Here is a 22,227-nt window from a genome sequence, read left to right as displayed (position 1 = left end):
TGAAACTACCTGCTGCCCGTAAGGGCTACGGCAAAACTACGAGCAGGTCTGCGCGGTCTCCGGCTTTTCGATTGCCGCAAGCGCGTCGTCAAGCACAGAGACCTTTACCAATTTCATATCGCCTCGGTCGGCAGTCACCGCTTCTGCGCAATTGCCTTCCGGCACGAAGAACATCTCGGCGCCCTCATCTCGGGCGGCCGAGATTTTGTGTGTAATGCCACCGATTTCGCCCACGTTGCCGGCAGCGTCAATAGTGCCGGTGCCAGCGAGGTCCTGCCCCTCGGTCAAATCGCCTGGACTCAGCTTGTCGATCACTCCGAGCGTCATCATGAGACCCGCCGACGGACCTCCAATGCCGCTGAGCTGGTACTCAACCTTGGTGTCGTCCGCGGATTGCGCCCCCATCCCAACGCCGAGCAGCGCGGCATTCTTTTGATGCGGGTTTTCCGCCAGTGTCACAGAAATATCGACGGCTTTCTCGGGGGCAGAGTCCTCGCCCTTAGCAGCCTTCTGCTTATCGACGGTCGAAGGCTTGACCCTCAACGTGACAGTATCGCCCGGGTTGCGTCCGGCAATAATCGCCTTGACTTGCTCGGGCTTGCTTACTGCCACCCCATCCACTGCGAGAATCACATCGCCTTCATGCAGTCGCCCATCGACGGGACTATCCGGCACTGTGTAGGCGACGGTGACTTCCATCGGCAACCCGAGATGTGCCAGTGCAGCGGAGGTGGCGTTGGCCTCCGACTCGGTGAATGCAGCCTTGTTCTCCTCTTCCACCTCGTCCTGGCTCTGGCCCGGAGGGAAGACCGCCTCAATGGGGACAATATCGTTGTCACGATCAAACCACAGGCCAATGACCTGCGGCAATGTCAGGTTATGCCTGACTGCGACGGTTGTCATATCCAGCGTGCCCTTAGAGCGTTCGGAGTCCGCAGCACTGCCGCTGACCGAGATAATGCTCTTTCCCTCGACATCGCTGAGGACGTCGAAGACCGGGCCAGGCCCCTGCGCGGCATAGGGCACTGTCAGCGTTGGCAGCGAAAGCACAGTTGCCAACGCGGCGATGGGCACAGCGCCCGCAACAAGAGTTTGGGTACGACGATTCACAAATAACACCCTACATTCTCGCTATCTGCCTACTGGACACCTGATGAATCTTGTCCGTGTCTGTTCGCTGGGCGCGAAGTTGCCAATAAAGTGGTGCTTTTAAGTACTCACGCGGGTCATTGCCCGGTACGGTGGGAGCATGAGTTCTAACGGATTTGGCTTTGGTCCGAACGACAATGATGACGATCGTGACGACGCTGGCAACAATGACTCCGGCCAGGGCGGTCAGGGCGGCCAGGGCGGTCCTTTCGGTTTCTTCGGGTTTCCCTTCGGCGGCATGGGCGGCGCCGGTGGCTTCGGTTTCGGCGGCCCCGGGCAGCCCGGCAGCGGCGCCTCTGGCAAAGGAGAACAGCCGAACTTGGGGGATATTCTCAACCAGTTCGGCGAGATGTTCTCCGGCATGGGGCAGCGATTCCAGGAGTCTAACTCTGGCCCTGTCAACTACGACGCGGCCGAGCGCGTTGCGCGGACCCGTCTTGGTAACCCAGCTCCGGTGAAGGACTCGGCCCGCGAGGCGCTGGCTGATTCCTTGCGCCTGGCCGAACTGTGGCTAGATGACGTCACCTCCCTTCCCGCTGGTGTCAACCGCGTAGAAGCGTGGAATAGCCTGCAGTGGTTGGAGAACACCAAGTCGACATGGACTCGCCTTGTCGATCCCGTCGCCAGCCGCATGAGTGATGCCTCCCTCGAGGGCGTTCCAGAAGAAGCTCGCGAGATGATGGGCCCGATGCTGGGCATCATGCGCCAGATGAACTCGATGAGTTTCGGTACTCAGCTAGGGAATGCGCTGGCTGAATTGGCACAGACGAGCCTGACTGGTTCTGACCTCGGGCTGCCGCTACACACCACTGGTGCGGCGGTACTGCTGCCAACGCATCTCGTTGCTCTCGCAGAGGAACTCGAGGTTCCAGCGCGCGATCTGTTTATTTACGCCACTGCCCGCGAAGCTGCGCACCAACGTCTTTACGACCGCGTGCCATGGCTGGCTGAACGCATGATTTCCTCTGTCGAGGAGTACGCCGCTGGCATCGTCATCGACTACTCCGCGATTGAAGAGGCCGCCCGCGGTCTGGATATTGAGAACATGCAGGATCCGCAGCGTATGCAGGAGGCTATGAGTCAGCTGCAAAATATGGATCTGAGCCCGAAGATTCGTTCTCGTAACGAGAATGCTCGTACTCGTTTCCAGACGCTGCTAGCACTGGTCGAAGGGTGGGTGGACATGGTTGTCACCGATGCCCTCGGTGAGCGTCTACCGGGTGCCGCACAATTGGATGAAGCCTGGCGTCGTCGCCGCGCCACCGAAGGTGCTGAGCAGGCGCTGGAGAAGGCCACCGGCATTGACCTCGGCTCCCCCAAGGTGCGTGAGGCAACCAACTTGTGGCACCGCCTGACCACCGCTGTGGGCATCGAGCGACGTGACAAGGTCTGGGATCACCCGGACTTCCTGCCCGTAGCAGAAGATTTGGATGAACCCGCGGCCTTTATTGACTCGGTTCTTGGTGGCTCGGACAACGATGACTTCGACCCGATCGCAGAGCTTGAAGAGCAGCTGCGCAAAGAAGCCGAAAAACGCGCGGCTGAGGGCAAGGACAGTGACACCGACGAGGACAATTCTGGCGACACCGATGACGATAAGTAGCTAGTTAGCTCTGGGTTCCCCAGCGCTGATACGCCTCTAAATAGCCCCGTGCCCGTTCGTGGTACGGGGCTTTTGCCGCCCAATACCAGAACTCTTCGGTATGACCCCCGTCGACGAAAGTGTGCACCAGTTCGTGCACAATGACATCGTCGAGGACGTACCCCGGGACGTCGGCAAGCCTGTGCGAAATGCGAATACGCCCCGGACTATCGACGCCGCCGGTGACCGATGCCCACCTGCGCGACATGTTCTTGACCCATTTGATTGACTCAAACCGCGGGCGATCTTCCAGCACCGTACGCGAGAGCAGCCGCGCGCGGCGCTCCAGCTCGGAATTATCCAGGTTGCTGCCAACTTTCTTCCGCACTCGCGCCACAATTTCATTGACCTGCTGTTTTTCCGCAGCGGCGCTGAGGTCGTCGGGAACCATGACAATGATCCGGTTTCCCTCCGCGCGGGCGGACACAGTACGGCGGCGGCGCTTCGAGCGCCGAACCTCAACATCCGGGCCGTACTCAGGTCGCTTGGTGCTCATGCTTTTTAAGCGTATATGCTCTGCCCTGCGATTGCGTAAAAGCTGGCCCCGGGGTAAAAGATATTTTTATGGGGGAATACAGGGATACGTCTCGGGGGCGGGATGGTACGGCTGGCGTAATAGGTTCGGACGCACCCGCGGCACAAACGCTTGCCGCGCCTACCACGGACTACGCGCTGCGGCCGGAGATACCGATTATCATGCGCCCAGGCGCGCGGATTCAGTTCGGCGTGGAACCGGAGCGCAGCATGATTCTGCCGCTTTCCGACGGCACCCCGCCGGGGCCTGTCTTCTCGGCACTTCTTGCAGCTCATAGAGGTAGCACCTTAAGCGAGGCCTTTGCTGACAGTCACGAAAAACTGTCACCGCAGTTCATTACCGCACTTATCTCCGACCTTCACCGAGCCGCACTGGTCCAAAAACCACCGACACGGCGGAGGATTACGCTGATCGGTCGGGACAGTTTGCGCACTGGACTTTTAAAAGAGCTTCGTCGCACGGGTTGTGGTAGTTGGACGACGGCAATGTCGCCCACTCGCAATGCGACGCTGAAGATATCTCAATCCACGCCGGAAGACATCGGGCTCGCGGTGGTCACGGGCATGGAAGTACCGAGCATGCCCTTGGTTCGCGCTCTGTTTCATCGTGGAATTGAGCATCTGCACACGCATTTCCGCGATGGAGCACTGATTCTTGGGCCGCTTGTTCAGCCAGGTCAAGGGCCCTGCTCGATGTGTTTCGAAGCTTATCGACGAGACCGCGACCCCGTCCGGGCACTGATTGCGCTGCAGCTTCGCACTTTTACGCCCGTAACCGCACCGGAATGGCTGAACACAGCGGTGCCGCTGTTGGTTGGACAGCTGCGGCGACCGGACCTCTCAGATCTATGTGCGACAGAGGTGCGCATAGATCTGGAAAGCCTCGATATCACCCGCACTACGGTTGCTCCCCACCCGCAGTGCCCAGTGTGTGGTCATGGCAACTCGCAGATGCAGTTCATGTAATTCGAAGTGCCTTGAGCAGAATCTGACTAGGAATTCACAAAAGAATTGACGATTCCCAAGATGCCTTCGCCGAAATGATTGAGCTTCGCTTCTCCAATTCCGGGAATCTGCAGAAGTTCCTCCGGCGTAGTCGGTTGCTGCTCACCGATGGCCAGAAGGGTCGCATCGGAGAAGATCACGAATGCGGGGACAGTCATTTCTCTCGACATTTCCAGGCGCCATGCACGCAATGCTTCCAGTAGCGCAGGATCCGCACTGACCGGGCACTCTTCACAGCGCCCTGAGATCCGCTCCGCATCGGTGTGCAATGGCTTAGTGCAGCCCTTGCACTGTTTGGACTGCTGACGCTTACCACGGGAACTAGAGCTCCTTGAGCTTCGCTGTGCCTCCGCCGAGTAGTCAGAGACATCAATGTCGAGTTCATCGAGGAATCGTGTGCGGCGACGTGACCTGCGGCCGCCTTCTGTCCTCGACAATGACCAAGATAGCTCCAGATGTTCACGGGCTCGAGTAATGCCGACATAGAACAGACGGCGCTCTTCCTCGATGGCTTCCGCTCCCTGTGCAGGAGATCGGTCGAATTTATTCAGCGAATGTTGGATAGGCAGCGAACCGTCGGTAAGCCCAACAAGGAACACCGCATCCCACTCCAGCCCCTTGGCTGCATGCAGGCTAGCCAACGTCACGCCATCCAGCGTCGGCGGATGCTTGGCCTGCTGCCGAGTGTGCAATTGACCGAGGAGCGCCTGGATATTGACCTCGATGTTGGCATGAACGATGTCCTTACACAGGTCGAATAGGGCGCGCAGTGACTGCCAACGTTCCCTGGCACCAGTGCCTTCCGGCTCTTGGTCAGTCATGCCAAGACCCGCGAAAACCTGCTTGACCAAATCCAACAGATTCGTGCCCTGCAATGTCGGAACAGTCCGTGAGGAACGGGAAACTCGCACAAGTGCTGCGATGGCATCGCGAATCTCGGGACGCTGGTAGAAACCGTCCCCGCCACGAACCTGGTAGGCGACTCCTACCTCGGACAAAGCCTGCTCAAAAACTGCGGACTGTGCGTTAATCCGGTATAAAACGGCAATCTCCGATGCCGGCGTACCCGCGTCGATAAGTCGCTTGATGCTGCGCGCGGTCGCGCGAGCTTCCATCGGCTCATCGTCGTACTGATTGAAAGTCGGCTCCGGGCCGTCTTCACGCTGCCCAATCAGCTTCAGCCGCGAGCCGGCGATACGTCCCTGCGCACGGCCGATGACATTGTTGGCCAGCTCGACGACCTGTGGGGTCGATCGGTAGTCCCGCTGCAGGCGGACCACTGTGGCTTCCGGGTAGTCCCGAGAGAAGTTCATCAGGTATTGCGGAGTCGCGCCTGTGAAAGAGTAAATCGTCTGGTTGGCGTCCCCGACAACTGTCAGGTTGTCACGGTCTCCCAGCCAGGCGTTGAGAACTCGCTGCTGTAACGGGGTGACATCCTGGTACTCATCGACGACGAAGCACCGATACTGGTTGCGGAATTCCTCCGCCACTGCACGGGAATTCTCCATCGCACCGGCGGTGTGAATGAGTAGGTCGTCGAAGTCGAGCAATAGCCCGTCAGGGGTGGTTTTTATGTCCTCGTAAGCGCGATAGCAATCGACAATTTTCTCCGCAGACAGAGGCGCCGTGCGCCCATGCTCCCGCAGCGCGGCTTGGTACTGATCCGCACCGGCCAGAGTGGCCTTAGCCCACTCAATCTCGCCCATGACATCTCGGATTGTTTCCTTAGAGGTGTCCAAGCCCACTCGACGTACTGCTTGGGCGACAACACGGAATTTCTTGTCATCCAACAGCTGCCAGGGCATATCACCGGCGACTTGGGGCCAGAAGTAGCGCAGCTGGCGAAGTGATGCCGAGTGGAAAGTGCGCGCCTGGACTCCAGGCGTTCCCATCTTTGCCAGGCGTTCGCGCATCTCCCCTGCGGCACGCGAGGTAAATGTCACCGCTAATACCTTTTGCGGCTGCACAAACCCCTGGTCAATGAGGTACTTGATGCGATGAGTAATTGTTCGGGTCTTACCTGTACCGGCTCCGGCAAGAATGCACACCGGCCCCATCGGAGCCGTGGCTGCCTCGCGCTGATCTGGATCCAGCCCAGCTAGATAGTCCGGCTCGTTCACATCCGCCTCTGAGTAAGTCAAAAGTTGTTAGACCCCATTTTTAAACTTGTCGAGTGCTATTCGTCATTGCTGTAGACACGGCGGACGTACAGCAGCCGGTCGCCTGGCTCCACCGATTCACACTCCGGTGAATCAATTCGGTACAGCTCACCCGAGCGCACCACACCGAGTGCAATATCCGCGAGATGCCGTGGGCTGGCACCGATTTCCTCTTCGGTGACGAGCCTCTCTGCAACAGAGAATCCTTCATCCGGGCTCAGGAGGTCTTCCATCATCTCCACCACCGAAGGAGTCACTGTGGCCAGCCCCAGCATTCGGCCGGCGGTTTCAGAAGAAATGACCACTTGGTCCGCACCTGACTGCGTCAACAAGTGGCGGTTTTCTGATTCACGCACTGAAGCCACAATTGAGGCACCCGGTGCCAACTCGCGGACAGACAACGTGACCAGCACCGCTGTGTCATCTTTGTTCGGTGCAACGACTATAGAGCGGGCACGCTGAATACCAGCTAACTTCAGCACATCAGATTTAGTAGCCGACCCATGCACCGTCGCCAAGCCTTGATTCGAAGCGTGGTCGAGTGCTTCCTTGTCCGTATCAATGACAACGATTTCTGCCGGATCTACGCCGTCCGCGAGAAGAGCTGCAATGGCAGAACGACCCTTGGTGCCGTATCCGATAACGACGGTGTGGTTGCGCAACTGTCTCCTCCAGCGCTGAATTTGCAGGGTTTTCCGAGACTCTTGGGTCAAAACGGTCAGAGTAGTACCGACCAAGAGAGCAAGGAAGGCCACACGCAGTGGCGTAATGATCAAAATATTGAGTAATCGAGCCCTCTGAGTCACCGGCGTGATGTCACCGTAGCCCGTCGTCGACAGGCTGACAGCCGAGTAATACACCGCATCGATGAAGGTGAGAGGCTCCGTGTATCCGTCGTGGTCGTAGTAGACCACGACGGATGCAACCAGCAGCAAAAACACGGCGTAGTTCAAACGACGTATGATTAGCCGCCAAGGATTCTTCGGCGCGGACTCAGGCAGACCAATGACTCCCAGCAGTGCATGCCCGGGAAGATCATTGAGCCCGGTTTCGTATCCCGAAGATTTCCGAATTGGATTACGCAACCGCTCCTCGCCTGCCTTTCATGAAAACTCCTCCCGGTGAAAAATAGCGCATACAAACTGCAGCTTTCACCTGGATAACTGGCCACGGCCACGCGGCAGTTACATACGTAGATGATTATCCAATCAGCTCGCGCATTTTCCTGTCCAACTCTATCCTGCTTGGCAGTAGCGCTTCATCTGGTATTAGCGTTCGTCCTGCCGAAACATAGAAGAATCCGGCTTCAATGTCTTCGGGGGCCGTTTCCACTCCCATCTCACGCAGCCTATCCGACCACGCCAAGCGGTAAATCGCCAGCTGTAGCGCCGCTACTTCCCTTTCCTTTCCGCGCGGCATCTGGCCTGTCTTCCAGTCAATGACGCTCCACTTCCCGTTGTCCTTAAACACCGCGTCGATTCGGCCGACGACCCGCCGTTGCCCAATGGCAATTTCAAACGGCACTTCCACATGCACTGGCGTGCGGTCAGCCCACTCGGATGCCTCGAAATTCGCCTTCAACTTCTCAAGTTCGCGTTCGGACGCGACTTGTTCTGTGCCGAGGAAGTCATCCAGTTGATCCCCGAAGAGATCCTCATCGTCCAGCAGGCTGTGTGCACCGAAGCGATTCTCCAACCAAGCGTGGAATGCCGTACCTCGGCGGGCGAATCGGTTTGGCTTAAACGGCACCGGGCGTGCTTTCCGACGAGCAAACGCGACCGGATCCGCAATCATGGCTTGGTATTCGCTAGTGGACATGCTTGTCGGCATTGGTAGATGAATCTCCGCGGCCTTAGCCCGAAGGATTTCATCCACGAGAATGGTCGTTTCCGTTTCCCATACCTCAGACAGGTCACCTGCAATAGGGCGCTCATCCTGGTGTTCGCCCATGTAGCGCATGACATTTTCGGCTGCTCGCTGCACACTATCTCGGCGGTTCCCCAGGGTATCGACGGGCCAGACCACCCCATCAACCGCAGTGTCGCAGTCTAAATCGACTTCGGTGTCCTCTACCTCAGGGTCCTCCCCATCTGTCCACGACACCACATAGTCACTGAATTGCGTGGCGATGGCTCCGAAGTCTGCCGACACGTCAGTGGGATTCTTCAAGCTCGGATTAGGCCGCCTGCTTGCAGTAACAATGAGCTTTTTTGCAGAGCGGGTCATGGCAACGTAGAAGAGGCGCTGTTTTTCTTCCCTCTCCACTTCTCGCAGCTCTTCCTTGTAGGCTTTGATCACCTTGTTGAGGTCGGTCTGGTTATCAGCGCCTGATATGTCCAGTTCGGGGGCATTGCTATCGACAGAATCAGCGACGGGAGCCCAATCGTTTGCTGCAAGCTGTGTTGCATCCTCTGTTGTTTCTGCACTAGCCGTTAACGGATCCACTTGAGTAATTGCACCAGGAGGCAGCTGAACTGAATTGGTGAGCCACGATGACAAATCAACTTTGTCGAACTTGCTGGTGGTGATGCCCGGAACGGCAACCGTTTCCCACTCCAGCCCCTTTGACTTGTGCATAGTCATGATTTGGACGCAGTTTTCCGGCATGTTCATAGGTGCCCGTTCCAAACCATCATCGTGTTCAACAGCGAATTCCAGATAGTTCAAAAACCCTGTCACATCGTCCGAGATATTTTGCGAATACGTCGCAGCGATATCGACAAACCTATCCAGATGCGCAGTCGTCGGCCTGGTTATCGCGGTAGCGGAACCGTACTGTCCAGCCGCTGCTTCTACGCGAATTCCAAACTCAGTAGCGATGTCCTCGACCAGTTCCGGCAGAGGCTTATTCAGCGAGAACCGACGTAGTTTTCGTAGGCTTGCACCCAACTGTGCGATGCGCGCCATTGCTTCATCTGTGTAGTTCAGTGACTCGCTGCAGACCAATCGCCCATTTTTTTCCACACTGCCGCGCGCCAGCGGGGTGCCGTCGCAAAAACGAATATCCGGGTCGGCGATGGCATGCCCCAGCCCCACCGCAGACGATGCTGCTTCGGCATCTTCCACGAGCTTGTCATACTGGCAAGCGAGCTGGGAAAGCGGTGAGGAGTCTGAAGTCTCTTCGACGTTGCCCTTCTTTCGAGCCAACTCGTCCTTGCCTGCCATTGCCAGCTGGTCTACACGAGTGCGAAGTGCCTCCACGTCTGCGGCACCCAAATTGAACTGTGGGCTGAGCAGCAGACGCAGAGCATCCTGGTCTGAACTGGGGTCGACCAATATCTTCATCACCGAGGTGATATCCATGACCTCGGGCAAGTGCAGCAATCCAGCGAGTCCCACAATGATTGCAGGCACCCCCCGCTCAGACAGTGCATCTAAATAGACAGCCGATTCAGCATTTGTCCGAACCAGGATGGCGGCATCGAGCTTGTTGCCAGCTGCTTCGCATTCGCGTAATTGCGCCTCCATGCAGTCTGCGATGTATGCAACTTCTTCCTCACCGGTTGCCGTGAAAGCAAGCTGCACTTCGCCCTGACCTGCTTTTGGACCGGCATCCAGTGCCTCTACCGTACGAGCCTGCCCCGCGAAAGCACGGTCGGAGACTGCGTTAGCAAGCTGCAGCACTGACTGCGGATTTCGCCAGGAAATGGTCAGTTGCTTTTTCTCCGCTGGCTGCCCATCCGACCGCGGAAAATCATTGACAAACTGCACAAGGTTTTCGGCAGTTGCTCCTCGCCAGCCATAAATTGCCTGCATCGGATCACCGACAGCGGTGACACAACCACCGGAGAACAGCGCACGCAGGAACAGCCGCTGTGTGTGCGACGTGTCCTGGTACTCGTCGAGCATGATGATCTTAAAGCGACGCCGCTCCTCCTCTCCGACTTCCGCGAAGTCGGTGGCTAGTCGGGCCGCACGAGCCATCTGCATACCGAAGGTGGCGACATTTTCTTCATTGCACCGAGCTCGAACCTGTTCTACCAGCGGCAAAATCTCTAATCTCTCTCGCTGCTTATCGACGATGCCCTGTAGATCGCCAATTAGCCCCTCGCGTTTACCCTTCTGCGGGGTCTGCTCAATATTGCTGATGAATGCTTCGGTTTCCTCGCGAATCGCCTGCGGTGAAGAAAGGTTTGAGTCGATGTTCGCCCCCAGCTCAATAATGCGACTGGCCAGCGTCGATGGTGCAATATCGACATCAATTTCCTTCACATTACGAGCGGTTTCCCAAGCCAACTGCCACTGCGTCGCGCCATCCATAATGGTGACCCCCGGCTCCGTCGGCAGCAAAAGACCATAATTGCTCACGACTTCAGAGGCATAGGCATCGTAAGTAAGCGTGGTTGGGGCAATGACCTCGAGGCTTGCTAATACCTCTGGTGAAGCCTGTGCACGAAATGCGGGAGAGGAAGCGAGCGCATTGAGCTGTTGGCGGATACGGACGCCGAGCTCGCGCGCTGCCTTCCTGGTGAAGGTCAAACCTAGAACTTCTTCTGGGCGGATAAAGCCATTGGCGACCAACCACACGACACGGGCAGCCATTGTCGCTGTTTTACCAGCACCGGCACCGGCGACAACAAGCATTGGTTCCATCGGTGCACCGATTACCGCCGCTTGTTGCGGGGTGGGCGGAAAGTCCTGGCCCATCATCTCCGACAGGGTGACGGGATCAACGATGGTTCGTTCCTCCGACATGACTACCGATTCCCTTCTGCTGCCGGGCACGCCTTCGAAAGCGTGCAGAACTTGCAATGATCGCCAGCGAGCGCCAAGGCACGCGGGCCAGACGTCGCACGTGCTACCTGCTCCACGCGACGCTCCCAGTCAGCCAACTTGTCTTCCGTGAGCTTTGACTGTTCTCGGCTAGTGATAATGGTCTTATTGTGTGACTTTCGCGGAAATACCAGGTATGCCCCAGATTGTTCAATGCCTTCGCCGTTGCCCACAGCAAGCCCATCTCCGCTTTCAACGAGCTTCCCCCTCGACAACGCCAGCTGATATGTAGCTAGCTGTGCGTGTCCTTCTACTTCTTTACCGGAGGGCGCTGTCTTACCGGTTTTAATATCGACGATTTGAACTGCGCCATCAGCGTCTTCAATCAATCGGTCGATTCGTCCGACAATCACGATGTCATCGTTGATGGTGACTTTTACCGGAACCTCGGTCCCGATATCTTTCTTAGTCTCAATCCACCGCTGCCAATCCTCCAGCGCTGTCAACCAGGTGTCTTCCTCAGTACGCTTACGCCACTCCGGATCATCGGACAGGTCACCAAACACACGCCGGATTTCGGACTGCGCCTCAGGCACAGTCACTCCCTTGGCTACGGCTTCTACCGCCTGATGAAGTAGAGAGCCTAAATACATGGCCGATGTCGGTGCTGATTTATCCAGCATGGCCTTCAGCGGGCAACTCAGGGCTGCTTCCACCTTGGAGGGGTTGATTCTCATCGGCTTCTTGTCATTTACCGGCTTCGAGGTCGACGGTGCACGGAGCCCCCACCAGGTGTCTGGATGTGCGCCAGCAACCTCAACCTGCGCCAATCGCGCGAGTTGACGTGCAGCTTGTCGACGCCGCGTCTCAGTCTCCGCATCGTCTACAACGGCTGCACGCAGTTCTGCCAGCAGTGACTCCACAGAGAGCACCCGTGGCAGGCCTTCACCGGCCCATTTGGAATCTTCTGCCTCTGCAACATCCGGATTGCCGGTGTCTGCTTCATTAGCCGTAGCCCCGACTCCGTTCGCAGCCGAAGAGGCTTCTGACTGCTTCGCCAACTCCGTCGCCGAATTACCGAGCTTTTCAACGAGCTCGATAACAAACGGACTGGGAACTCCAACATCATCAGGAGAATCGACTGCGGTCAGCAGTACCCTGTCGCTAGCCCGTGATACCGCGACGTGCAGCAAACGACGCTCCTCCGCTAGCGCATCCGCCATGGAATTGATGTACTCCCGCGGTGCAATCCCGTGGTCGACGAGACCGATGAACTCGTTCTGCTTCATCACCGAGCCAGTCACACCGAGGCTGGGCCACTGGCCTTCCTGTACTCCGACAACTGCTACTGCCTTCCACTGCCTGCCCAGAGCCGCATGCGCTGAGAGAATGCGCACGGCGTCGCGCTCTACCCCGCTACGGTCACGTGCGCCGATGGGCAGCTCCTGTTCTTCCACAGAAGCGATAAAACCGTCAACCGTCAGCTTTGGATTCAACTCCACACGGTCACCAGCAAAGTCGAACAGTGCCATCACAGCATCCAAGTCGCGGTCAGCCGATGCTCCAGCTGTACCGCCGCGCAACGATGCCGCCACCAGATGGTCTGCCAAACCAGTGGACTGCCAAATTGCCCACAAAGTTGCTTCCACACCATCGCGCAACGCTTCACGCGCTGCGCTCAACAGATCCAGCGGCACCTGCAGTGCCTGACGTTCACGCTGCGACAGAGACTCAATAAGCTCCAGCTGCTCAGTTGTGAGTCCATCTGCCTTCAAGATTCCGATGAGCTGAGTCATCGCGGCTCCACCGAACAGGTCGGCCTTTCGGATTCCGCGCAGCAGACGCTCTTTGACAATCGGATCCATGTTGACCAGTGGGCCGGAGAGAAACTCCTCCCACTCCACGTCATCGAGCTGGTTCATAGTTGCCCGCAACGCCACCATCAGCGCTCGCACCAATCGCTGATGACTTAGCACGATGTCCGTTGGGTCAATCTGCACAGGCACCCCCGCACGCGACAATGCACGGAACAGAGGGGACTCCCCTGCACCGGACCGGACAATGACCGCCATATCCTTCCATGCCACCCCCTCGTCAATATGAAGGCGCCGGAAGTAGTCCGCGGCTGTGGCTCGCTGTGCACGTTCAGAGGGATGAATAGCTATTTTTACTGCACTTTTAGCTGCGTACGAGTTTTCCGCTGCGACGGTCTCGCTGTTGTTTCCAACGTCGGATTCACTAGCTTCTTGTGTTCCAACTGAACCAACAATGCCACGGTATGCAGGAGCCTTAGGCAAGCGCTGAGAAACTGCGTTGACTAAATCCGCGATATCAGCGTTACAGCGGTAAGACTGCTGCAAGTGGATTGCCTTGTACTCGGCCTCACCAATCCCCCGGAGATAGTCATTATTAGCACCGCGGAAGTGAAATACCGATTGATCTTCATCACCAGTAATGACGGCCACCGCCGCCTGCGACACAAACCGATCCACAAGACGCGCAGCCTCCGGCGATAGGTGTTCAGCATCATCGACCAGCACTACCGACTTTCCCCACCGAGCCAGTGCTTGCGCGTCTGCATCCAGCTCCATCAATGCCGCAGAGACAATCTCTGCGGCGTTCAAGCTGGGCTCCCACGCCAACCGCATGGTCTGCTGATACTCCGCCATAAACTTGCCAGCCGCACACCACGACTCAATGCCATGGTCCACGCCGAGCTGCTGAAGCCTCGGGGCATCAATCCCCCGCTCAGCTGCACGCAGCAGAAAGTCACGAACCGCACGGGAAAAACCGACTAATGGAAGAGCCGGGCGCAACCGCTCTGGCCAATACGCACCACCATCTTCCGCATGACCGGCCAACAGCTGCCGCACGACAGCATCTTGGCGTGCACCAGTGGTCAACGATGGTTCAGGCTCTCCCCGACTGACGGCGGCATCACGTACTACTGCATAGGCAAGTGAATGCACGGCACGCACCATGCCACCTTGACCTGCCCCGAACGAACCGCCTTCCCCCAGTTCAGAGGAAAAACGCCTGTCAATATCCCGTCTCAATTCCGCGGCGGCCTCTTTTGACTGCGACACCACCAAAATACTGTCCGCCGGAATGCCCGCCTGCATGTAGTCCACCGCGAGATCTGCCAGCAGCGAACTCTTGCCAGTCCCTGGGCCGCCTAAAACGCGCACAACAGACTGGTCTACAAGCTTGTTCTCTACCACGAGCGCCTGATTATGGGAAGGGAAAAGCGCCTCTACCGCAGTACCCAACCACTGCCGACGACGAGGAGGTTCTTCCTGGACGAACCGAACCTTCGGCATTCCATCTACGTTCATGTGCACCATTGTGGCACAACCTCCGGACAAGCACTCGAACACACATTCGAACCTGGGGGAAAATACCCCCGCCCCAAAAACTCCCGTGAATACTGCCCGGCGCTACTTAGACACAAATGCGCGAACTAGCGAAGCCGCGCGGAACAGACCTCGATACGCACCCGGCTGCGATTCCGGACTAACAGCGTGGACAAAAAGTCGATAGCACATCGCACGAACGAGCAACTGACCGAAATCCGGCAAATGATCGAAGCGTCGCAGTAGCTCTTCATCAGCACCCATCATGGACAGACAATCCACTGCCGCTAAGGCAGCTGTCCAACCACGGACACGCCATGCTGGCACGATATCGGTGAGAACTGGGGCGGCCGTGCCGTCGTAAAGCAGCGTGCCGACGAGGTCTGCGTGACAGACCTGCAGAAGCTCCGTTGGCACAACCATCTCTGCCCGCAACTGGAGAAGATCACCGGAGATTGTGAGAGCCTCGGCGCAATCGGCGCGGGGGACGCTATCCGCGTCGAGAAGCTGCTCGAGGATGCCGATTGGGTCAGATTCCCAAGCTGCGCGATTACACATGACGAAGTAATCGGGCTCCTTATCAAGGAGGAACTGTGGCCGTTCAATACTGGCAAGCGACTCTTCCACGCGACCAGCGGCAACAATGGTTTCATCGGCACGTGGCGCGAATCCCCCCGGAATGAAATGACGGGCTTGCCACCCAGCAATGACCAAGCGGCCGTCACTGGTACGCACGGATTTCGCCACTCGGACGCCATCGACATCTAGCGCGCTGCGAACCTTTGCAGACCACAGCGCCTGCGCCGAATTATGTACCGGCGAAAGGACAATGGAATCGTCGTAGACCCAGCCATTGTCCCAAGCTCGCCCGGCACGATGCGGCTCACCCTCGGCACCAAAGGCCTCCAAAACACGGTCGGGAGGAGTGGCAATCATAATCTGCTACTACCTTGCTTTCTGAGTCGGTGCGGCCGTATCGTCGTCCGCCCCAAATGGATACGGCCAGCCGTTGACAGAACACGTCTTGCCATCGGTCTGATAGACCTCGCTGCTGTCGATTTCATGCAGTTCATCGTTCGACACGCTCAGGGTCTGCTGCATCATGATTGGCGCGATACCGCCATCCCTCGGGCAGGGCTCGTGAACCGCGTACCCAAGTCCGTGCCCAACCTCGTGATTAATAAGGTATTGGCGATACAATCCCAGGTCCCCCTCAAAAGGCAGGGCACCTCGAACCCACCGGGCGATACTGACGACCACGCGCCCAGGCTCACCTTCCCGCTGCCCAGACAGGTAACAGGAGGTCTCCATTCCCAAGGTGTTTCCGCACAGCTGATGTGCGGTTCCAGTCGCGGAAAGCTGCACGACAATCGTCGGATCCTGATCGCGAGGCACTGCCTCGAAAGAAAAATCTGGATTAGCTGTCCAGCCACGTGGATCGGCCAGAATCGAGTTCACCGTCTCCGCAAAGGCGCGCTCGCCACCAATTGAAGGAACATCAATGTTGTCTTCAATTTCCACGGAATACCTGATCGCATTGCGGCGCCCCTCCCCGACACGGGGATGCGCCACGGTGACATCTTTAAAATTTCCCGAGGGTTCCGTGGCAAAGGCCGGACCAGGTGGCAACTGTCCTCCCTCGTAACCATCACCGTACCCCTCACCGGGCACCGGACCAGGGCGACTGTTACCACTCTGCGAGGTGACAGTGCCATTGCCGGAACCTGGAGAATCATCTTCAGCAGTGAAGATGTCGAAGAGAATGATGACTGTGAGCACCACAAGTACGGGGATGGCATAGGCTCGCCACCCCCAACTCCTTGCAATGCGTACGAGAAAGGGTTCTTGCGTCATTAGGCGAAGAAGCCAACCTTACGGTCTGCGTTATTACCGGTACGGACGTAGGCGACCTTGTCAGCATTAATCAGGTACTTCTGACCAGCGCCGTCACTGAGCTCAATCACACCTTCGCCAGCAGCCAGCTTCTGGGAAATCGCAGCCTTGACCTCCTCGCCACCAGCGACGTTTTCAATGCTCAGCTCACGCGTATTGTCTGCAAATCCAATAGTGATGTCCATAGGTGACATCATAACCATTCCCAAAGCGGCTAGGATTAGAGAGACCGATTAAGCCGTCGTGTCACGTGAGGTTACAAACAGCAAAGGAGTCGCCGTGGCAGAGTCCCAGTCCCCGACATTCGTCGAATTGGGGGTCGCCGCGGAAATCTGCGACGCACTCGCCGACGAAGGAATCAACCGCACATTTGCCATCCAGGAACTGACGCTGCCCTTGGCGCTCGACGGCACGGACATCATCGGCCAAGCCCGTACTGGCATGGGAAAAACCCTTGGGTTTGGTGTCCCCCTCATTGACCGCGTCTTTGATGACGCCCGCATTCCAGAACCGGATGGCACTGCCCGCGCAATCATCGTCGTTCCCACCCGTGAGCTGTGCGTGCAGGTCGGCGAGGACTTAGCCCGCGCTGCGCACTCAACCAATCTGCGTGTATGCACCATTTACGGTGGCCGCCCCTATGAGGAACAGATTGAACAGCTAGACCGCGGCGTGGACATCATCGTCGGCACTCCGGGCCGTCTCATCGATCTTTACCAGCGCAATAATCTAGAGCTGTCAGGCGTAAAGATTTTGGTTCTCGACGAGGCCGACGAAATGCTCGACTTGGGTTTCCTGCCGGACATCGAGAAGATTCTGGCTGCGGTGCCGGATGAACGTCAGACCATGCTCTTCTCGGCAACAATGCCGGGCCCTATTCTGACTCTCGCACGTACCTTTATGAATCGCCCGGTGCACATCCGCGCTGAATCAGGCGAGGAAGAGGCCACAGTCCATGAGACCACTAAGCAGATTGTTTTCCAATCGCACCAAATGGATAAGGTTTCAGTCATTGCCCGCATCCTGCAAGCCAACGGTCGTGGGCGCACCATCATTTTTGCTCGTACAAAGCGTGGTGCCGCTTCCGTTGCTGAGCAGCTCGGCGAGCGGGGCTTCCTGGTCACCGCCGTCCACGGCGATATGGGCCAGCCTGCACGTGAGCGCTCACTGACGGCGTTCCGCAATGGCGACGTCGACGTCCTGGTCGCAACCGATGTCGCGGCTCGCGGTATCGACATCGACGATGTCACCCACGTCATCAACCACCAGGTGCCCGATGACGAAATGACTTATGTCCACCGCATCGGCCGTACCGGACGGGCGGGACACAGTGGTGTCGCCGTTACGCTCGTCGGCTGGGATGAGACCGCAAAGTGGAAGGCTATTTCAGATGCTCTCGACCTGGACATGGCCGAGATTCCGACGTGGTTTTCCACCTCCCCCGAGCTCGCCGAAGCTCTTGACATCCCCGAGGGAATCGATGAGAAGGTCGGGCCAGCCCGCCCAGTGTTGGGGTCCCGACCACCTCGCGGGCGTGGCGGAAGAGGTCCGCGAAACAACCGCTCACAGCCTCATCATCGCAATCGCGGCCAAAGACGAAACTCACGGCGGGACGGCCACTCCAATTCTCATCGTCGCCGCTAAACTGCTGCGCGTGCCAACTCCCCCGCCTCACTTCTCTCCACGACCACTCGTCGACAGGACATTCCAACCGTGCTGCAGTCACCACAAGCCAACGCTGAGCCCACCACTGCAGAGACCCGACTGCGTCGAAATCGAATCGCATCAGTCATTCTCATCATCGCCGTAGTGCTAGTCATCGGTTGGACATGGGTCGCTTCCCCGGCCCGCAAGGTCGATCGCACTGAAACGACGGCTTCTGCCGGCTCGGCAATGCAAGCCCCGGCTGCGAACGATCCGGAGGCAATGCCACATACTCTCCGGCCGGTGTGGTCCACCGAATCGTCGGCAAGCACAAGCACGCACACCATCTCCCCGGCGCCACTGGTGATGGACAACTCCCTCATCGTTGCTGAGGACCGGGGCGTGCGTGCTATCTCGCTTAACGACGGCACGGAGCGCTGGCACTATCGACGAGATATTCCGCTGTGTGCGCTCTCGGGCAGTGATGGCCAAGTTTTCGCGACTTTTCGCGGGGCAGCTGGCTGCGGTGAGACCGTTGCACTCAAACCCGATTCGGGGCAGTATGTCGCGACCCGAAAATCGATTGCGGCTGACAGCCCTGCCGCCGTGCGCTCGAATTCATACGCGGGTGTCTACGACTCTGGATTCCTGGAGCTGTGGCGTTCTGACTTGGTCCGAGTAGTCGAGTACGGCAAGATTCCAGCATCCCCGGAACCGAAGATGCAGCCGCACCCAGAGTGTTCGATTATCAGTGCGCTCACACGCGTGGAGCTGCTGGCCGTTGTCAACAACTGCGATGGTCACGGACGCCTGGTCATGCAGGTGGCAAATCCGGAGGAATCGCGGAAACCAGAGGTCAAGAGCGATATTGACCTTGGTCCAGTAACTGCAGATATGTCGCTGGTATCGATTGGCCAGGACACGGCAGCGGTACTGGCAGACAATCGCATCCGCGTTTTTCGTATGGACGGCACGATGCTAACTGAGTTGGCGCTGGGTGAGACTACTCTGCGTCCAGCACCGGCTGAAGCTAACTCCGACGACGACGCCCCGCGTGCGCCTTTTACAACGGATCTCCCCCATCACATGACGTGGTGGTCGCCACGTGGATTACTTGGCTTCCGCCCGAGCACCCTGGCGCCGGATTTCGAGTTTCCTGAGGCCACAGGAACCCCAGCTCCATGGGGTGAGCATGTTTTCATGCCAGTCACTGACGGAGTTGCGGTATTGAATGCCTCAACTCTCGAAATTATCGGCACACTCCCGTTGCCTGCAGCTGCGAAGTCCACTCATGTAAATGATGCGGACAAGCCGGAACTGCCCGTGCGCCTTGCAGTTGTCGGTGACACTCTACTGGTTCAGCGCGGTGAGTCAGTCGACGCGTTCGCCATCGAAGCTTAAAAAGAGCGGGCAGCCCAATCAATCGCCTTCGGACTAAACATACAGGCCAGCGCAGCAATTGAAGCTGCCGCCGTCGGCAGAGCCAGCAGAAAAGCGCTCGAGCGGAACATATAATAGGCCACCCCCAGCAAGCAGAGGTTGAGCATAATAATCGGCCCGCGCCCCCAACGGGCGCCACGCAGCAACATAATCGCACCAGCGAAAACAGCGCCGAAAATGAGAAGGAACCACAGCGCGGTACCCCAACCGGAAATGACCGCGGCCTCGTCGCGGTACCCCATCAAATCACGAATCAGAAGGAAGACTCCGTAGCCCAGACCGAGGGCACATTCGGCGACACCGATCCACGCACCGACCATGACAACCTGAGGCGCGGCCATCGGCCCGTCGGCTGCCGCAAGCTGTTCGGTAGTACGCAATTTGGGCACATTGCTGCTGTTTTTCTGGTTACTCACGCCCTACATGTTAGCCCGGTGCGAACCGATGAATACACCCTGGAGGCAAGTCGACCGATGCACCCATCACAAGTCTGTTCATGCACTACTCTTGGTGCCTGTGCGTGCGTTGCTAATCTCCAATCCGAATTCGACCAGTAACTCTGCTCGACGCATGCCCAGCATTGTGCGGGCGCTTCGCTCAGTCGAGGGGATCCGCTTAACATCCATGTTCACCGCTTACCCCGGCCATGCTGAGGAAATGGTGGCGGGAATAACGGTTCGCGATTACGACGTCATTATTTCCCTCGGCGGCGACGGAACCATTAACGAGATTGTCAATGGGCTCATGGACTCCAACCCATTCTCCGCACTGCCTGCCACTGACCTGCCTGCCATCGCAACAATTCCCACAGGCAGCGCCAACGTCTTGGCGGGTGCGTTGGGTATTCCCCGCGACCCCGTAGATGCCGCGTGGTACATCGCAAGCCTGCTGCGCTCCCGAACCCGCAGCGCTATTAGCGTTGGACATGCAGCAGAGCGATGCTTCGTCGTCAATGCCGGTATCGGCATCGATGCGGAAGTCATTTCCACCATGGAACAGCTCCGACATAACGGCACCCGCGCCAAAGCCGTGCGCTATTTGCCGGCAATTTTCACCGCATGGAACGAGTTGCGCAAAAGCCCGCCACAAATCACCGCAACTATCGACGGCAAGGAATTTGGCCGCGATCTCGCAATGGCTGTGGTGTCCAACTCCAATCCATGGACATTCCTCGGCGACCTCCCCATCGTCACCAACCCCACTGTGTCACTGCGCAGGGGCCTGGGGTTTTATGGCTTCACTTCTTTAAAGGGAGTGACGGGGCTTGTCGCCGCAGCCAATTTGGCCGGTTTCTTCACCCGACTGCGCTCCCCCTTCCACATAGAAGCCCGCGAACGACGCGTTGACAACGCTCAGCACATCCAGCTCACCGCTACTGCTCCACTTCGTCTCCAATTGGACGGCGAGTACATCAATCAGCGCGATTCCCTCAACATCCGCGTTAAGCAAGGCGCAATCAATTTTGTGGCGCGTGCCGACGATTACACCGAGGACCAGTTCACCAAGAAGGTCGCTACGCGCCCCGTGGACGAGCGCTTGCTCGTTGTGGTGACCAAAAAGGCCATGGATCGCACACGCCGCCTGTTCAGTACAAGCCAAAAGACCGAGGCAAACCCGGCTTAAGCTGTAACTGTTTACTGACAAGCCAACAAAAACGCGCCATACACCCTCACTACTGCAATTACCAAAACTAAAATCACCCCCACAAGGGGCTAGTTTTGACCTGGCGTTTTAACCAAAACTTCACTTTTCTGTGAGGTTTGGCACTTTTATTCATTTTGCTCTTTACGAACCGCTCCAGTCGTGAAAACATGTAAATCGTCAGCGAGACAGGCACGCAGTTCACTGGATGTGCAACCATGCAAGTCTCGCCTTTTTAGGCGCAAACTCTTTGGTGAGTCCCCACTACCTTTCCCGTCGCATAGGCGATGCAACAGGTAGCCCCTCCCAAGATGCCTAATACCCCTGGGCAACCGGGAATGAACCCCAACCCTCGTTGAGATACGGCGATTTGTCGTGTCTGACGAAATCCATTTCCGGAGCTGCCTTCCCGCAAGGAAATTTAACCCTGCCCTCACCCGGGGCTCGTAATGTTTTAGGAGTTTGTCATGGATTGGCGTCACAAGGCCGTTTGTCGTGAAGAGGATCCGGAGCTTTTCTTCCCGGTCGGTAACTCCGGCCCGGCTCTCGCCCAGATTGCTAAGGCCAAGGTCGTTTGCAACCGCTGCCCCGTTACTGCTCAGTGCCTGGCTTGGGCACTTGAGACCGGCCAGGATGCAGGTGTCTGGGGCGGCATGAGCGAGGACGAGCGTCGCGCACTGAAGCGCCGTCGCAACCGCGGCCGCACTCGTCGCACTCGCACCAGCACCGCAGTCTAATTAAAAGACTTACCCCTTACCGTGTAATCTATACCGGTTGATACCTGTTTAACCCGATAGAAAGAGAGCCCAGCTATGAGCAAGCGTGGCCGTAAGCGCAAGGACCGCCGTAAGAACAAGGCTAACCACGGCAAGCGTCCGAACAGCTAAGTTGCCCTTAGTTGCAGAAGTCTTAGCCATCGCCGGCTAAGACATCTCACTCCACCCCGACACAACTCGGTATTGCACCGAGGGACGGGGTGGAGTTTTTTATGCCTCCAGCGGATACCTCAACGGGTAGCAGGTCTGAAAGTGACTAGGTTTATGACACGTGAATT

Annotated in this window: 17 protein-coding genes; 7 read left to right on the top strand and 10 right to left on the bottom strand. The window is 57.6% G+C overall.

What is annotated here, in order from left to right; genetic code table 11:
* Nucleotides 1-36: 36 nt before the first annotated feature.
* Complete coding sequence (locus HMPREF3042_RS01945) at nucleotides 37-1,110, bottom strand: YlbL family protein (protein WP_070855911.1); 1,074 nt, start codon at nucleotides 1,108-1,110, stop codon at nucleotides 37-39.
* A gap of 139 nt (nucleotides 1,111-1,249) precedes the next feature.
* On the opposite strand from HMPREF3042_RS01945, the gene HMPREF3042_RS01940 reads away from it, so the two are divergent.
* On the top strand, nucleotides 1,250-2,752 hold the full coding sequence (locus HMPREF3042_RS01940; protein WP_070855910.1) for a zinc-dependent metalloprotease: 1,503 nt from the start codon (nucleotides 1,250-1,252) through the stop codon (nucleotides 2,750-2,752).
* A 4-nt stretch (nucleotides 2,753-2,756) separates the two neighbouring features.
* On the opposite strand, the gene HMPREF3042_RS01935 is transcribed toward HMPREF3042_RS01940, so the two are convergent.
* Nucleotides 2,757-3,287 carry a YgjP-like metallopeptidase domain-containing protein gene (locus HMPREF3042_RS01935; protein WP_016422236.1) on the bottom strand — a complete coding sequence of 177 codons (531 nt, stop codon included), beginning with the start codon at nucleotides 3,285-3,287 and terminating at the stop codon, nucleotides 2,757-2,759.
* Between the two features lie 200 nt (nucleotides 3,288-3,487).
* On the opposite strand from HMPREF3042_RS01935, the gene HMPREF3042_RS01930 reads away from it, so the two are divergent.
* Nucleotides 3,488-4,291, top strand: a complete 804-nt coding sequence (locus HMPREF3042_RS01930; RefSeq protein WP_070855927.1) for a TOMM precursor leader peptide-binding protein — start codon at nucleotides 3,488-3,490, stop codon at nucleotides 4,289-4,291.
* A 26-nt stretch (nucleotides 4,292-4,317) separates the two neighbouring features.
* Here the strand turns inward: HMPREF3042_RS01930 and HMPREF3042_RS01925 are convergent, their stop codons facing one another.
* The 7 genes from HMPREF3042_RS01925 to HMPREF3042_RS01895 all read right to left on the bottom strand — a co-directional run bounded on the left by HMPREF3042_RS01925 (nucleotide 4,318) and on the right by HMPREF3042_RS01895 (nucleotide 16,633).
* Complete coding sequence (locus HMPREF3042_RS01925; protein WP_246822287.1) at nucleotides 4,318-6,387, bottom strand: ATP-dependent DNA helicase UvrD2; 2,070 nt, start codon at nucleotides 6,385-6,387, stop codon at nucleotides 4,318-4,320.
* Nucleotides 6,388-6,506: 119 nt separating this feature from the next.
* Nucleotides 6,507-7,574: a potassium channel family protein gene (locus HMPREF3042_RS01920; protein WP_070652855.1), complete on the bottom strand. Its 1,068-nt coding sequence runs from the start codon at nucleotides 7,572-7,574 to the stop codon at nucleotides 6,507-6,509.
* Between the two features lie 115 nt (nucleotides 7,575-7,689).
* On the bottom strand, nucleotides 7,690-11,184 hold the full coding sequence (locus tag HMPREF3042_RS01915) for an ATP-dependent helicase (RefSeq protein WP_070855908.1): 3,495 nt from the start codon (nucleotides 11,182-11,184) through the stop codon (nucleotides 7,690-7,692).
* Between the two features lie 2 nt (nucleotides 11,185-11,186).
* On the bottom strand, nucleotides 11,187-14,537 hold the full coding sequence (locus tag HMPREF3042_RS01910) for an ATP-dependent helicase (protein ID WP_246822285.1): 3,351 nt from the start codon (nucleotides 14,535-14,537) through the stop codon (nucleotides 11,187-11,189).
* A 102-nt stretch (nucleotides 14,538-14,639) separates the two neighbouring features.
* Nucleotides 14,640-15,491, bottom strand: a complete 852-nt coding sequence (locus tag HMPREF3042_RS01905; RefSeq protein WP_038627955.1) for a TIGR02569 family protein — start codon at nucleotides 15,489-15,491, stop codon at nucleotides 14,640-14,642.
* Nucleotides 15,492-15,500: 9 nt separating this feature from the next.
* Nucleotides 15,501-16,409, bottom strand: coding sequence for a DUF3152 domain-containing protein (locus HMPREF3042_RS01900; protein ID WP_038627952.1), 909 nt, complete (start codon nucleotides 16,407-16,409; stop codon nucleotides 15,501-15,503).
* Nucleotides 16,409-16,633 (bottom strand): DUF3107 domain-containing protein, encoded by a 225-nt coding sequence (locus tag HMPREF3042_RS01895; protein ID WP_070855906.1) that lies wholly within the window; start codon nucleotides 16,631-16,633, stop codon nucleotides 16,409-16,411. The genes HMPREF3042_RS01900 and HMPREF3042_RS01895 overlap by 1 nt, the downstream gene beginning before the upstream one ends.
* 94 nt (nucleotides 16,634-16,727) lie before the next feature.
* Between HMPREF3042_RS01895 and HMPREF3042_RS01890 the strand changes: the two genes are divergently transcribed.
* Both HMPREF3042_RS01890 and HMPREF3042_RS01885 read left to right on the top strand, forming a co-directional pair.
* On the top strand, nucleotides 16,728-18,092 hold the full coding sequence (locus HMPREF3042_RS01890; RefSeq protein ID WP_070855905.1) for a DEAD/DEAH box helicase: 1,365 nt from the start codon (nucleotides 16,728-16,730) through the stop codon (nucleotides 18,090-18,092).
* A 69-nt stretch (nucleotides 18,093-18,161) separates the two neighbouring features.
* Entirely contained in the window at nucleotides 18,162-19,493 is a 1,332-nt protein-coding gene (locus tag HMPREF3042_RS01885; RefSeq protein ID WP_070601193.1) for an Rv3212 family protein, read from the top strand.
* Here HMPREF3042_RS01885 and HMPREF3042_RS01880 read toward each other — a convergent pair.
* Nucleotides 19,490-19,948 (bottom strand): hypothetical protein, encoded by a 459-nt coding sequence (locus HMPREF3042_RS01880; RefSeq protein ID WP_246822284.1) that lies wholly within the window; start codon nucleotides 19,946-19,948, stop codon nucleotides 19,490-19,492. The two genes, HMPREF3042_RS01885 and HMPREF3042_RS01880, sit on opposite strands and share 4 nt — an antisense overlap.
* 100 nt (nucleotides 19,949-20,048) lie before the next feature.
* Here HMPREF3042_RS01880 and HMPREF3042_RS01875 point away from each other — a divergent pair, with 100 nt between their 5' ends.
* The 3 genes from HMPREF3042_RS01875 to HMPREF3042_RS11100 all read left to right on the top strand — a co-directional run bounded on the left by HMPREF3042_RS01875 (nucleotide 20,049) and on the right by HMPREF3042_RS11100 (nucleotide 22,060).
* Nucleotides 20,049-21,155 (top strand): diacylglycerol/lipid kinase family protein, encoded by a 1,107-nt coding sequence (locus HMPREF3042_RS01875; RefSeq protein ID WP_246822283.1) that lies wholly within the window; start codon nucleotides 20,049-20,051, stop codon nucleotides 21,153-21,155.
* Nucleotides 21,156-21,640: 485 nt separating this feature from the next.
* Nucleotides 21,641-21,910, top strand: coding sequence for a WhiB family transcriptional regulator (locus HMPREF3042_RS01870; RefSeq protein ID WP_005511107.1), 270 nt, complete (start codon nucleotides 21,641-21,643; stop codon nucleotides 21,908-21,910).
* A 75-nt stretch (nucleotides 21,911-21,985) separates the two neighbouring features.
* Nucleotides 21,986-22,060: a 50S ribosomal protein bL37 gene (locus HMPREF3042_RS11100; protein WP_014300525.1), complete on the top strand. Its 75-nt coding sequence runs from the start codon at nucleotides 21,986-21,988 to the stop codon at nucleotides 22,058-22,060.
* The last annotated feature ends 167 nt before the right edge of the window (nucleotides 22,061-22,227 follow it).

Source organism: Corynebacterium sp. HMSC074C05, assembly GCF_001838325.1.
GTDB classification, from domain to species: domain Bacteria; phylum Actinomycetota; class Actinomycetes; order Mycobacteriales; family Mycobacteriaceae; genus Corynebacterium; species Corynebacterium amycolatum.
This window is presented reverse-complemented; position numbering and strand designations above follow the sequence as displayed.

What these genes read in the sequence shown, in the direction of transcription:
- HMPREF3042_RS01940 (WP_070855910.1), top strand. Translation starts at nt 1,250, where the DNA reads ATGAGTTCTAACGGATTTGGCTTTGGTCCGAACGACAATGATGACGAT.
- HMPREF3042_RS01935 (WP_016422236.1), bottom strand. Translation starts at nt 3,287, where the DNA reads ATGAGCACCAAGCGACCTGAGTACGGCCCGGATGTTGAGGTTCGGCGC.
- HMPREF3042_RS01905 (WP_038627955.1), bottom strand. Translation starts at nt 15,491, where the DNA reads ATGATTGCCACTCCTCCCGACCGTGTTTTGGAGGCCTTTGGTGCCGAG.
- HMPREF3042_RS01910 (WP_246822285.1), bottom strand. Translation starts at nt 14,537, where the DNA reads ATGAACGTAGATGGAATGCCGAAGGTTCGGTTCGTCCAGGAAGAACCT.
- HMPREF3042_RS01870 (WP_005511107.1), top strand. Translation starts at nt 21,641, where the DNA reads ATGGATTGGCGTCACAAGGCCGTTTGTCGTGAAGAGGATCCGGAGCTT.
- HMPREF3042_RS01900 (WP_038627952.1), bottom strand. Translation starts at nt 16,409, where the DNA reads ATGACGCAAGAACCCTTTCTCGTACGCATTGCAAGGAGTTGGGGGTGG.
- HMPREF3042_RS01930 (WP_070855927.1), top strand. Translation starts at nt 3,488, where the DNA reads ATGCGCCCAGGCGCGCGGATTCAGTTCGGCGTGGAACCGGAGCGCAGC.
- HMPREF3042_RS01915 (WP_070855908.1), bottom strand. Translation starts at nt 11,184, where the DNA reads ATGTCGGAGGAACGAACCATCGTTGATCCCGTCACCCTGTCGGAGATG.
- HMPREF3042_RS01895 (WP_070855906.1), bottom strand. Translation starts at nt 16,633, where the DNA reads ATGGACATCACTATTGGATTTGCAGACAATACGCGTGAGCTGAGCATT.
- HMPREF3042_RS01925 (WP_246822287.1), bottom strand. Translation starts at nt 6,387, where the DNA reads ATGGGGCCGGTGTGCATTCTTGCCGGAGCCGGTACAGGTAAGACCCGA.